Below are 12413 nucleotides of genomic sequence, written 5' to 3'. Positions count from 1 at the left end.
CAATGACATTGAAATCTATAACACCGGTTGCTTTAGCACTGCTTGTCTCTGCTTGTCAGAGCAATGGCTCTGGCCAGGGACAACCGCAGCAGACCAATCATATCAGCCAGCCGGTTTACCTGGCCGAGTATCAGGCGGCTTATCGTTTTAAAAACGAAGCTGAGCAGTTACAACGGGCGATGAACAATTTTTGTGGTTCTGTTGATTTGTCTGACGGCAAGCTAAGTGTCTCTGATGACCAGGCGAATATATCCGGTGAACAGGTTAATCGTTCCAACGAACAGGTTTATAGTTCCAACGAACAATTAAAGCAGCAATGGCACAGTACCATGCTTGCCTGGATGGCGCTGCAAGGTCAGGAGCGTGGCCCGGCTGCTGCTCTTGAACAGAGCTGGAACGTTCAGTTCTGGCCGGATAAAAAGAACACCACAGGTCGTAAGATGCAGGCACTGCTAAAGCAGAACCAGAGCTGGAGCAGCGCCGATATTGCTCAGCAAAGTGTGACTGTGCAGGGATTGGGTGCTTTGGAATGGGCACTGTATGACAGCCAGTCGCCGCTGATGTCAGCGCCTGAAAAGGCTTGCCCGGCTGTAACAGCGATCAGTGAAAACCTGGCGACCAAAGCCGCTATCATTGAACAGGCCTGGCAACAAAACCCATGGACAAAAATGGATGAGCCGACCTGGCAGTCAGCGTATATTGCGCTGCTCTCAAATCAGCTTGAGTACAGCATGTCGAAAATGAGCCGCCCGCTGGCTAATATCGGTCAGCCACGACCGTATTTTTCCGAGTCCTGGCGTTCAAAAACCTCGATGCTGAATTTGAAGGCGAACATTGAAGCGATGCAGACGCTTTATCTGAGCAGCCTGGATGGTGAACTGCGTGCACGCAAACTCGATGATCTGGCGGATCGGGTCAAAACCCAGTATGCCAACCTGGTCTCGACCTGGCCACAAAATCCGAGTTTGTTTGACATGCTGCAAAGCAAAGATGGCTATCGTGATGTGTTGTCGCAATATAACAAGCTGGAACAATTAAAATATCTGCTGCATGACGAAGTCGCGGTTGAACTGGGCGTTGTAATAGGATTTAACTCAAGTGATGGTGACTGATCAAAACCGTCGTTCGCTATTAAAAGCGGCATTATTAGGTGCGTGTGCTCCGGTAATGCCGTTTGGCTGTGCGAGCCAGCCTGCATCGAAGCCAGCCTTGATTGGCTGCGCAATCAAAGGGCGTGATAAGTTCAGTGCTGTGATTGCCGACCGGAATGGACAAGCGATCAAGCAACTGCCTCTGCCGGGGCGCGGACACGGAGTCGCCGTTCATCCTAAACTCACCCAGGCCACTGCGTTCGCACGTCGGCCGGGGACATTTCTGATGGTGTTTGATTATCAGAGCGGTGAAATGATTCAACTGCGCCCGGCAGATGACCAGCGTCACTATTATGGTCATGGGGTGTATTCCAATGACGGTGAATGGTTATATGTCACTGAGGGAGAGCGCGGAACCAGTCGTGGCATTATTGGTGTGTACGATGTCGCCCATCAGTACCAGAAAGTCGCTGAGTTTTCCGGTTTTGGAATTGGTCCGCACGAAGTGATCGTGATGCCGGACGATCGTCTGGTGATTGGTGTCGGCGGCGTACATACCAACGGGCGTGCACCCCTTAATCTGGACAGTATGCGGCCCAGCCTGACTTACCTGACTCCGAACGGGACAATCCTTGAACAGGTGGCGCTGCCTGACCATCATCTCAGTATCCGTCATCTTGCGCATGATGGCTGTGACACGGTACTGTGCGGCCAGCAATATCGCGGTAAACCAGAGGATTACCCGTCATTGTTGGCCATGCATACCTCAGGCGGAGCATTAAAACCGCTGCGGGCAGAAACCTGAACAGTGGGCTCGTTTCAACCATTACATTGCCAGTATTGCGGCGAACGAACAATGGATTCTGGCGACATCGCCACGGGGAAGCTGTTACGGTATCTGGTCTAAACAAACCGGTGACCTGGTTGAGCTGGCTGCATTACCTGATGCATCCGGCGTGGTGGTTTACGGTGATGAATTCCAGGTGAGCTCCGGCTCGGCCTTAGTGATTAACCATCGTTACCCTGAGCGTGCTGTTCAGCATGTCTCCAATGTGCAGTGGGATAATCACTGGTCGCCGATAGTGTAAGTCGCAGCAAGATTCCCAATACGGGAATCGTGTGTCAATGCTGAAACAGTGCGTTAATGCAGAAACAGTTCGTTAATGCAGAAACAGGGTAAATGCCCTGAGCGTAATGAAAACGACGCATTTTTAACACACGTCAGAGTTATCATATGCCCATATCTTTTGCCATACTGAAGTATTGGCGGGCGACATGGGCATAATATCATGCAACGTTTAGGTATCCTTTTCTTCTTACTGATTTGTGTCAGCACTCCGCTGTCTGCTTCTCCCTATTTCAGTAAACTTGGTTGGCTTGAAGAGCGTTCTTCGGTCGAATCACTGTTACAGTTCCCCGGGCAATTAGAACGTATTTACCATCAGAATAATGATCAATTGATCTGGGTGGATATGCGGGATACGCAACATTTTGAACGCCAGCTTGATTTGGTACGTCTTGCCAATATCAGCCCGTTGTTTGAACGTCAGTTACAAGCCCTCATCCATTATCGCAACCAAGGTGACTGGTTCGAATATGATCTGCTGGCGACCGACACGCTGATGCTTTACTTAAGTTATGCCGAGCAGGCACCACAGCAGGGGGTGAGTTGGTTTTTTGAACAGAAAAAATTGTTGAGTCTGCCTCAGCCAAGCGAGCAGGCTTTGCTGGATCTGCATATTGCCATCGGTACGCAAAACATCAGTATGCTGATTGATCAATATGCGCCGTCCGATCCCGCCTATCGACAGCTACTCAGTGCTTACCGTTACCTGAATCAGCAAACGCCATTAATTATGCCGGTCTATGTGCAGGCCGGACTTAAGAAGCCCGGTGATAGTCTCGAGGATCGTAGCACGTTGATCACGCGACTGGCTCTGGTCAATATTGATGTCAGCGATGTGAGTGACGCTGTCACGTGGTATGACAATACTCTGGTCGAGCCGGTCAAACAGTTTCAGCGTATGCACGGATTGAAAGTGGATGGTTTCATCGGCGTCAACACCCTGAAATGGCTGAACCTCAAGCTGGAAGATCGTTTGGCTTTGCTGGCTATCAATGCGGAGCGGATGCGGTTATGGCCCACTGATACTGACACCAGTATTGTGGTCAATGTTCCCGGCTTCGAACTTAAGTACTGGCACTCGGGTAAAGAGGTGTTTCAGTCCAAAGTGGTGGTAGGTAAGGTCAGCCGGCCGACTCCCGTGATGAATACCCGGCTTGATTCTCTGATTCTCAATCCGACCTGGAATGTACCTTATAAAATTATGGTCGAGGATATTTTGCCGCTGGCTAAACGTGACCACACCTATCTGAGCCGGCATCATATTGATATTATTGAGAGCTGGAACTCAAGCCAGAAAATGGACCCGACTCAGATCGACTGGAATAGCGTCAAACCTAAAGCCTTTCCATATCGTTTACGTCAGCAGTCAGGCAATCAGAACGCGCTGGGTTTGTATAAATTTAATACGCCAAACAAGCGTGCAATTTACTTACATGACACACCGAGCAAACATCTGTTCAATAATCCGTCGCGCGCGTTCAGCTCCGGTTGTATCAGGGTTGAGCATGCTGATCGCCTCGCTCTGACTTTACTGGAGATGCAGGGAATCAATGATAAAGATTTGATGCAGGATCAGCGGGGAAGTAATCATTCGATCCCGCTGAAAAAGCGCATACCTGTGCATATTATCTATCAAACGGTGTGGTACGAGGCCGGAAGCATCCACTATCGGGACGATATTTACCGCTTTGACCGCCTGAAAAATGACAGGGGATGATCCAAATCTAAATTTGCGAAAAAATGACACAGGGAAAATCCCTTTATTGGTCAAATAGTAAACTTATCTTGTGACATTTTGTGACCAAACTAGCACAAATTATGCATTTGATCTTGTCTGAGGAGTCCGGTAGTTTGCCGGATTATTAAGATCGAATTCCGTAGTTTAAAGGTGTTGTTTTGAGTCTGTCACGTCGCGATTTTTTAAAGTTCGCCGGTTTCTGGTTTGGTGCTTGCAACCTGCGCTCCGGGCATAGCCCATGCTTCTTATCCCCATAAACCTCGTGTGTTGGCTCTGAATAACCTGCATACCGGTGAATCATTAGAATCTTGTTATTTTAATGGTCAGCGCTATGTGCGTTCTGAGTTACAACGTCTGAATCACATTTGCCGTGATTTCCGCCAGGACGAAACCCATCCGATGGATAAAAATCTGTTCGATCAGATTTCTCGCATTCAGCAATTATTGGGGGTAGAAAGCGAAGTTCAGATTATTTCCGGTTATCGTTCGCCGGTAACCAATGCCATGTTGCGCAATCGCTCTTCCGGTGTGGCGAAAAAAAGTTTCCATATGTTGGGCCAGGCAATCGATTTTCGCCTTGATGGTGTGTCACTAAAACAAGTGCATGATGCAGCATTAAGTCTCAACGCGGGCGGTGTCGGGTACTATCCCAAGAGCCAGTTTGTCCATATAGATACTGGCCCGGTGCGTCGCTGGCAAGGATCGTAAACAAGGCTCGGAAGTTATCCACAATCCGGGTCGCAACTTGTCAAAATGAGGCGGGAATGTCATAGTTCGGGCAACTTAATTTATTGTTTCGAACAAGGTTGCCCATGTCTTTAAAATACCAGATCGTTCCTGTTACGCCTTTTGCGCAAAACTGCTCCATTGTATGGTGTGATGAAACCATGCAGGGGATTGTTGTCGATCCGGGTGGTGATGTTCAGCAACTCAAAGCCTTGATTGATGAACTTGGTGTTAAGGTCGAGCAACTGGTGTTGACTCATGGTCACCTTGATCATGTCGGCGGTACTGAACCACTGGCTGATATGCTGGGTGGAGTCGCCGTTGTTGGACCGCATCAGGACGATGATTTCTGGCTGCAAGGGCTGGAAGGTCAGAGCAAGATGTTTGGTTTTCCTCTGACCAAAGCGTTTACGCCGTCTCAGTGGCTGCAGGAAGGGGATACCATCACCTTTGGTCAGCAGGTGCTTGACGTTGTCCATACTCCGGGTCATACCCCGGGCCATGTTGTGTTGTTCAGCAATGAAGCTCGCCTGGCTTTCGTTGGTGATGTGCTGTTTAACGGCAGTATCGGACGCACAGACTTTCCACAGGGTGACTTCAATACCCTGATCAATTCCATCAAAACTAAACTGTGGCCGATGGGTAATGATGTGACTTTTGTCCCCGGTCATGGCCCGATTTCCACCTTTGGTCACGAGCGCGCCAGCAATCCATTTGTTGCCGATGAAATGCCGTTGTACTGATTACGTTGGACGGTCTGCAGAGCCCTCAGACTCCGTTAACCTAGTCCTCATACTCCGTTAACTTAGTCCTTAGACACGTTAACTCAGGATTCGGAATCCGTTAATTTCCTGCACTGTGATCAGGTAAAGGTTTCTGGCTCGGCTGCGGCAAGATAGCGCCGGGTCAGACCGACAAACTCCTCCGCGCTGCGATCTAAATCACTGCTGGCAATAAACACATCATAGCCGTAAAAGCGGCGCTGATAGCACATGCGATTGGCAAGCATCGCCATCAGACCGCGGTACATTTTTCCGCCATGTTCGCAAAACGGACGGCTGTTCAGCACCATGTCTTCAAACTGATGATGCTGGTTGTGTTGTCTGGCACCAAGATAAAGCAGTGCCCGCTGCCTGAGCAGGATCTCGGTGGCAATACGCGGGCAAATGGCGTCCAGGTAGGGCTCATAGCTTTTGAGTCGTATGCCAATCCAGGGCAGAGGTTGATGCCACCCTTCCTGTTCATAACTGCAAATGCCTATCGCGCTGATGTTATTCCACTTTACGACCCAGCCACCATGAAACAGGTGCTGCTGAAAATGGGTCGGTGTCAGCGTATAACCGATCCAGCTTTTTCTGATCAGCCAGTAGCCGCTGCCACACAATATGCACATAGCAATGAGAGACAAAAGTGCCTGTTGCCACCCCGGAGCAAGAATGACCAGAAACAAGGTCGAGATGATGACAATAAAACCAATCATGCGCAGGTAGGGTGAGCGCAGATCAAAATGATGGTTGGATAAATGAACTGTTTGCATAAGGTTCACGGCAATTGGCTGTTATTTCTCTGTATTTATACTCAGTAGTGCAACAAGGGATCAGTTGGATGCATGTCTAAATTGTAGTCAATCATGGCCGAATATCGTGTTTTTGTAGCCTAACTTGACCAACACCCTACAAAAGGCTGACGAATTTTGATATAAAACGCGCTTCAAATTTTCACCACTGCGCTTTGTGCAGTGAAATGGAGACATACTCGATGAGACTTGCTCATAAGCGTAACGTGCAGGCTAAACTGCAAAAACGCATTAAAGCGATTGCAGCAAACCTTGCTTCAGCGCCGAAAACAGCAAAGCCTGCAACTGCAAAACCTGTTGTTGAAAAGAAAGCCGCGGTTAAGCCAGTGGCCGAACAAGTAGCAGCAGCGAAAAAAGTAGACGTAGCATTAACTCCAAAACAGCAACAGGTGCTGGACATCGTTGCCGCCAATGCTGAAGGCATCAATCCTAAGTCGATTGGTCTGGCTGCAGGTCAGGAAGATACCAAAGCGGCTTCTTGGGCAACCGGCGCTCTGAAAAAACTACTGGACGAAAACCTGGTCGTTAAAGAGCAACTTTCAGGTAACAAAGTTATCTACAAAGCGATTTAACGTCATCTGTTTCGGATAACTATTGTTTGCAAAAAAGCTCCGCGTGTCGGAGCTTTTTTCGTTTTCATTCCTGCCGTTTGTCACAAATTGGCAACTTTTTGCCGGAGTCACCTGCAGACAAACAACTACGTAGTTCCGACACTCTTTAGTCGCATTTACATTTCTGGTTGACCTGTAAAATTAAGCAGATAGGTAAAACTTATCGTTGATAACTTACGTAGTTCTACCTAACCCTTTCGTTTGAGTCCTCTACAAATCTGTTAATTACTGCGTAATCACGCTCATTTCATCATCACCTAAGTTCTCCCAAAGTAGGGGAGAAGATAAGGCTCACCAGAGCCTTAATAAAAACAAAGGGACGTGAAAATGAGTCTGATTTCAAAATCTGTAAAACGTGTCACCGCCGGAGTGGTTGCTGTCACTGCCTGTTTTACTCTGTTTACTGCCAATGTAAGCGCTGCTGAAAAAGTGTATCGCCTGAAACTTGCCGAAACCTGGGGTCCGAATTTTCCGGTTTTTGGCGATACCACGAAAAATATGGCTGCCATGGCAGAGAAAATGTCAAATGGTCGTCTGCAGATCCGGATTGATTCCGCCAACAAACACAAAGCGCCGCTGGGCGTGTTTGATATGGTCAAATCTGGTCAGTACGACATGGGGCACTCGGCTTCTTATTACTGGAAAGGCAAAGTGCCGAATACCCTCTACTTCACTTCCATGCCGTTTGGCATGACCGCACCTGAACAGTACGCCTGGTTCTACCATGGCGGCGGTATGGAACTGATGGAGAAAGTGTACGCACCGCACAACATGTTGTCTTTCCCCGGCGGTAACACTGATGTACAGATGGGTGGCTGGTTCCAGAAAGAGATCAACTCAGTAGAAGATCTGCAAGGTCTTAAAATGCGTATTCCGGGTTTTGCCGGTGAAGTGTTGGCTGAGTTGGGTGCGAAACCGACGAACATTGCCCCAGGAGAGCTGTACACCTCTCTGGAGCGACGTACTATCGATGCGCTGGAATGGGTAGGTCCTTCACTTGACCTGCGTATGGGCTTCCACAAAATCGCCCCTTATTACTACACCGGCTGGCATGAGCCGGCGACAGAAACTGCAGTTCCTGATTAATAAACGCAGCTGGGAACGTCTGCCTGCGGACCTGCAGGAAATCCTGCGTGTTGCCATGCGTGACGCGGCCTATGACATGTATATCCAGTCTGTGCATGAAAGTGGTAAGAACTGGGCGTCCATCACCACTGAATACCCGGATGTGAAGGTCAAAACTTTCCCGCCACAAGTTATTAAAGCGCTGCGCGAGGCCAATGATCGTCTGTTAGCTCAACATGCGGCAGCTGATCCTGAAGCAAAAGAAATTCAGGAATCCCAGGCCAAGTATATGAAAGACGTTCGTGCCTGGACCGACATTTCAATGCGTGCTTACCTCAATAGTGAACAGTAGAGTCTGGGCTGAAGCATTAACCTGATAATAATAAACCAAGCTCCGTGTTTTACTGATGTCACGGAGCTTATATTCGAGTTTCAGGGAGTTTGAAATGAGAAGTCTGGTCTATATTGAGCGCTTGTTTAATCGTATCAGCGACTTCTGGGGATGGGTCTCCAGTATTCTGTTTATTCTGCTGGTGCTCAACGTCGTGTACGACGTCGTGATGCGTTATGTGTTTAATGATGTATCCATCGCTTTTCAGGAGCTGGAATGGCACCTGTTTTCTGCCGTTTTCCTGCTTGGTATTCCTTATACCGTGAAAGCGGGCGGTCATGTTCGGGTCGATATTATTTATGAGCGGCTATCGCACAAAGCTCAGGCTGTGGTTGATATTGCAGGCACCTTACTGTTTTTACTTCCGTTTTGTCTGCTGGTGGCTTACTTCGGTATTGATTTTGCCAAAGAAAGCTTTGAACTGGGGGAAACCTCAGGTGACCCGGGCGGGTTACCGTCTCGGTGGATCATCAAAGCCATCATCCCGCTGTCCTTTCTGTTTATGGCGATAAGTGGCCTCGGGCTGATACTTCACTCCGTAAATAAATTTGCCAACCCTCGTCTGTTATCCGCTGGCAACACCGACTCGAAGTAAAGGATGACCTTATGATTGGTATTGTGATGTTTTTTGTAGCGCTGTTTGCGCTGCTGATCGGATTCCCTGTCGCGTTTACCTTTGGCGGCATTGCGTTAATTTTTGGTGTGTGGGCGGAAGGGATCGATATGTTCGCGTTCATGCCATATCGTATCCAGTCTATTATGGAAAACACGGTTCTGATGGCGGTCCCGCTGTTTGTCTTCATGGGACTGGTTTTGCAAAAAACCAAGCTCGCAGAGCAACTGCTGGAGTCGATGGGGCGCCTGTTTGGTGGTGTTCGTGGTGGTATCGCTATTTCGACCGTGTTGGTTGGGGCTCTGCTGGCCGCATCCACTGGTGTGGTAGGTGCGTCGGTGGTGGCGATGGGGCTGATCTCACTGCCGGTGATGCTGAAATACAATTACGATAAAGGTCTCGCGTGCGGCACTATCTGTGCTTCCGGGACCTTGGGGCAAATTATCCCGCCATCCATTGTACTGATACTGCTTGGTGATGTGCTTGGTGTGCCGGTCGGTGACCTGTTTCAGGCGGCCCTGTGGCCTGGTTTAGTGCTGGTGGGCGCTTATGTTGTGTATATACTGATTTACGCGAAGCTCAATCCGCTCGCTGCTCAGCCGATCGAACGCGACAGCAGTAAAACCCGTTCCCAGGAAGTCATAGAGGCATTGAAAGCCGTCGTTCCGCCTCTTGCTCTGATCATTGTTGTGCTCGGGTCGATATTTGCCGGCGTCGCGACCCCGACTGAATCGGCTGCTTTAGGGGGAGCGGGTGCACTGCTGCTGGCATTAGCCTACCGTCAGTTCAGCTGGAAGATGGTGTACGCTGCATCGAAGGAAACGGTGAAAGTTACCGCTATGGTGTTTGCCATTCTGATAGGCGCAACGGCCTTCTCGATGGCGTTTACCTACACTGGCGGTGACTTATTGGTAGAAGAGTGGATGCTGGCTATTCCGGGCGAAAAATGGGGTTTCCTTGTAGTGACCATGCTGGTGATTCTGGTGCTGGGATTCTTCATTGATTTCGTCGAGATCTGCTTTATTATTGTGCCTATCATTGCTCCGGTTGCCAGTCTGCTCGATATTGATATGACCTGGTTTGCCATTTTGATTGCGATGAACCTGCAAACTTCATTTCTGACTCCGCCATTTGGTTTCAGCCTGTTTTACCTCAAAGGTGTGGCACCGAAAACCGTCACAACCGTCGATATTTATCGTGGTGTCGTCCCCTTTATCGCGATTCAAATTGTGGTTTTGGCCTCTTTGCTGGTTTTCCCCGGGTTTTATGGAATGTGATCGGATTCGAGGTTGTTACTTCCTTATTTCTTAAGTTGATAACAAATTGATAAAGTAAAGCGGCTTGCTGATGTTCAGTAAGCCGCTTTCATTTCTGGGGAAACGGATGCCTCTCAAAGCCAAATTGATATTACTGACACTGTTACCTCTGCTGTTGGTGACGGCCAGTATCAGCTGGATTTCGATTCATCAGGCCAAACGCCTTGGTGAACGGGAAGTGGAGAGTTTCCGCGCTAATCTGATTAAAGCACGTGAAACGGCGCTTAAAGACAGTGTCGATTTGGCGCTGGACTCCATTAGCCTGGTGTACAACGACCCCCGGTTGTCACAGCAAGATGCACAGGAGAGGGTAAAACAGATCCTCACCCGCTTGCGTTACGGCGCAGACGGTTACTTTTTTGTTTACGACCAGCATGGTGTCAATCTGGTGCATCCCATTCAATCGGAGCTGATTGGCCGTGATTTGCTGAAACTTCAGGATAGTGAAGGCGACTACCTGATTGAGGCGTTGTTGTTTCAGGCGCAGTCAGGCGGTGGTTTTCATCAGTATCTGTGGCAGAAACCTTCCAGTGGCGAGATTGTTCCCAAGCTGAGTTATGTTGAGTGGCTGGACAAATGGGGCTGGATGGTTGGCACAGGACTGTATATCGAAGATGTCAGTCAGGAAGTCGCGGCCATGCAGGCCACGATCAATAACAATATCGATACCACCTTCTTTTCGGTGGTCGTCATTCTGGTGGTCACGGTAGCGGTCATTATCGTGCTGACATTGGCGATTAATTTGCACGAGCATCGTCTGGCCGATAAAAACCTCAAAGAACTGGCGCATAAAACAGTGATGTTTCAGGAAGATGAGAAAAAACATCTCGCGCGGGAACTGCATGACGGTATCAATCAACTGCTGGTCTCGAGCAAATGCCATCTGGAGCTGCTTAGTTACAAGCTGAAAGATGACGCACTGGCACGGCATGCCGAGAAAGCGCAGCAATCCCTGATGACCGCGATTAATGAAGTACGCAGGATCTCACACAATCTGCGTCCCAGTGCGCTGGATGATATCGGTCTGCAGGCTGCGATCGTCACCTTGCTTGATGATTTTCAGTCTCATTCCGGCATTCAGACCGAAAGCCTGTTTGATACACCGCCCGGTTATAAACTCAAATCTGAGGTGTCCACCACCTTATATCGGGTAGTGCAGGAATCGCTGAATAATATTGAAAAACACGCGCGGGCGAAGCATGTCAGCGTGATCGTGCAGCAGATGGGTAGCATGCTGCAACTGATTATTCGTGACGATGGTGTCGGTTTTAATCTCAAAGGAGCGTTGGCGAAAAATGGTATCGGGTTACGCAACATGCAAGAGAGGGTCGAATTTCTCGGTGGTGATCTGGAATTGATGAGTGAGCCCGGGTTCGGAACCGAAATTACCGTTCTGCTGCAACTGGATGGATCAATGTATGGAAAAGCCAATTAGAGTAGTGATTGTGGATGACCATCAGGTCGTGCTGGAAGGGTTTATGGCCCGCCTGGAAATGGAACCGGAAATAGAGGTCGTTGCCACGGCCGGAAATGGCGTTGAGGCGCTGGAAGTGGTTAAACAGCATCGACCGGATGTGATTCTGATGGACGTCAGCATGCCGATTATGAATGGTATTGATGCGACCCGTCTGATTAAGGAAGCAGTGCCTGATGCTAAGGTTTTGATGCTGACGATGCACGATAACCGTGAATACATCATGAAAGTGATGCAGGCTGGTGCAGTGGGCTACATGCTCAAGGAAATTTCAGCGGAAAAAATGGTTCAGGCGATTAAAACCGTGAATCTTGGTTCGACTTACTTTTGCGAATCCGCAACCCAGACCTTGTTTACACAGGATGTGGAACCTGTGGCGCTTAAGCCAAATCCGCTCAGTCGCAGAGAAGAGGCGGTACTGAAGCTTGTCGCTCAGGGACACAGCAGCAAGAAGATCGCGTCCCTGCTTAATATCAGCTACCGCACAGTCGAGACGCATCGTCAGAACATCAAGCACAAATTGGATATTCACAGTACCGCTGAACTGGCTCAATACGCTGTTCAACATGGGTTGCTGGAATAAACTGTACTACACTGATGAGACAAAGGCTGGATGTGGCAAGCCTTTTGCATTTTCTTGATTTAAGATCAACTGATAACGTCTTGCAATCAGTTGATTAGGCGAA

Annotated in this window: 9 protein-coding genes and 3 pseudogenes; 11 read left to right on the top strand and 1 reads right to left on the bottom strand. The window is 49.0% G+C overall.

Features of this window, described 5'->3' with window-relative positions:
* The first annotated feature begins 2 nt into the window (after positions 1–2).
* From ABDK09_16055 to ABDK09_16035, 5 genes and pseudogenes are all read left to right on the top strand, one after another.
* Positions 3–1112, top strand: a complete 1110-nt coding sequence (locus ABDK09_16055) for an imelysin family protein (GenBank protein XAW88589.1) — start codon at positions 3–5, stop codon at positions 1110–1112.
* Positions 1102–2179 (top strand): annotated as a pseudogene (locus tag ABDK09_16050) (DUF1513 domain-containing protein). Before ABDK09_16055 ends, ABDK09_16050 begins: the two are co-directional and overlap by 11 nt.
* Positions 2180–2380: 201 nt before the next feature.
* Positions 2381–3934 (top strand): L,D-transpeptidase family protein, encoded by a 1554-nt coding sequence (locus ABDK09_16045; protein XAW88588.1) that lies wholly within the window; start codon positions 2381–2383, stop codon positions 3932–3934.
* Positions 3935–4113: 179 nt separating this feature from the next.
* Positions 4114–4663, top strand: a pseudogene (locus ABDK09_16040) (DUF882 domain-containing protein).
* A 104-nt stretch (positions 4664–4767) separates the two neighbouring features.
* The gene (locus tag ABDK09_16035) at positions 4768–5424 is read left to right on the top strand and encodes an MBL fold metallo-hydrolase (protein ID XAW88587.1); all 657 of its coding nucleotides are present in this window, start codon (positions 4768–4770) and stop codon (positions 5422–5424) included.
* 119 nt (positions 5425–5543) lie between these two features.
* Here ABDK09_16035 and ABDK09_16030 read toward each other — a convergent pair whose 3' ends face one another.
* Positions 5544–6218: a DUF2982 domain-containing protein gene (locus tag ABDK09_16030; GenBank protein XAW88586.1), complete on the bottom strand. Its 675-nt coding sequence runs from the start codon at positions 6216–6218 to the stop codon at positions 5544–5546.
* A gap of 221 nt (positions 6219–6439) precedes the next feature.
* On the opposite strand from ABDK09_16030, the gene ABDK09_16025 reads away from it, so the two are divergent.
* The 6 genes and pseudogenes from ABDK09_16025 (at position 6440) to ABDK09_16000 (ending at position 12310) form a co-directional block, all read left to right on the top strand.
* On the top strand, positions 6440–6829 hold the full coding sequence (locus ABDK09_16025; GenBank protein XAW88585.1) for a MarR family transcriptional regulator: 390 nt from the start codon (positions 6440–6442) through the stop codon (positions 6827–6829).
* Between the two features lie 366 nt (positions 6830–7195).
* Positions 7196–8285, top strand: a pseudogene (locus tag ABDK09_16020) (TRAP transporter substrate-binding protein).
* Positions 8286–8379: 94 nt separating this feature from the next.
* Positions 8380–8919 carry a TRAP transporter small permease subunit gene (locus ABDK09_16015; protein ID XAW88584.1) on the top strand — a complete coding sequence of 180 codons (540 nt, stop codon included), beginning with the start codon at positions 8380–8382 and terminating at the stop codon, positions 8917–8919.
* Positions 8920–8930: 11 nt separating this feature from the next.
* The gene (locus tag ABDK09_16010) at positions 8931–10214 is read left to right on the top strand and encodes a TRAP transporter large permease subunit (protein ID XAW88583.1); all 1284 of its coding nucleotides are present in this window, start codon (positions 8931–8933) and stop codon (positions 10212–10214) included.
* Between the two features lie 106 nt (positions 10215–10320).
* Positions 10321–11688 carry a cache domain-containing protein gene (locus ABDK09_16005; GenBank protein XAW88582.1) on the top strand — a complete coding sequence of 456 codons (1368 nt, stop codon included), beginning with the start codon at positions 10321–10323 and terminating at the stop codon, positions 11686–11688.
* Positions 11672–12310 carry a response regulator transcription factor gene (locus ABDK09_16000; protein ID XAW88581.1) on the top strand — a complete coding sequence of 213 codons (639 nt, stop codon included), beginning with the start codon at positions 11672–11674 and terminating at the stop codon, positions 12308–12310. The genes ABDK09_16005 and ABDK09_16000 overlap by 17 nt, the downstream gene beginning before the upstream one ends.
* Positions 12311–12413 lie beyond the last annotated feature (103 nt).

It is taken from the genome of Vibrio sp. CDRSL-10 TSBA, assembly GCA_039696685.1.
Lineage (GTDB): Bacteria > Pseudomonadota > Gammaproteobacteria > Enterobacterales > Vibrionaceae > Vibrio.
This window is presented reverse-complemented; position numbering and strand designations above follow the sequence as displayed.

Excerpts from the sequence above, each read along its gene's own strand:
- ABDK09_16055 (XAW88589.1), top strand. The coding sequence starts at position 3 with ATGACATTGAAATCTATAACACCGGTTGCTTTAGCACTGCTTGTCTCT.
- ABDK09_16045 (XAW88588.1), top strand. The coding sequence starts at position 2,381 with ATGCAACGTTTAGGTATCCTTTTCTTCTTACTGATTTGTGTCAGCACT.
- ABDK09_16035 (XAW88587.1), top strand. The coding sequence starts at position 4,768 with ATGTCTTTAAAATACCAGATCGTTCCTGTTACGCCTTTTGCGCAAAAC.
- ABDK09_16030 (XAW88586.1), bottom strand. The coding sequence starts at position 6,218 with ATGCAAACAGTTCATTTATCCAACCATCATTTTGATCTGCGCTCACCC.
- ABDK09_16025 (XAW88585.1), top strand. The coding sequence starts at position 6,440 with ATGAGACTTGCTCATAAGCGTAACGTGCAGGCTAAACTGCAAAAACGC.
- ABDK09_16015 (XAW88584.1), top strand. The coding sequence starts at position 8,380 with ATGAGAAGTCTGGTCTATATTGAGCGCTTGTTTAATCGTATCAGCGAC.
- ABDK09_16010 (XAW88583.1), top strand. The coding sequence starts at position 8,931 with ATGATTGGTATTGTGATGTTTTTTGTAGCGCTGTTTGCGCTGCTGATC.
- ABDK09_16005 (XAW88582.1), top strand. The coding sequence starts at position 10,321 with ATGCCTCTCAAAGCCAAATTGATATTACTGACACTGTTACCTCTGCTG.
- ABDK09_16000 (XAW88581.1), top strand. The coding sequence starts at position 11,672 with ATGGAAAAGCCAATTAGAGTAGTGATTGTGGATGACCATCAGGTCGTG.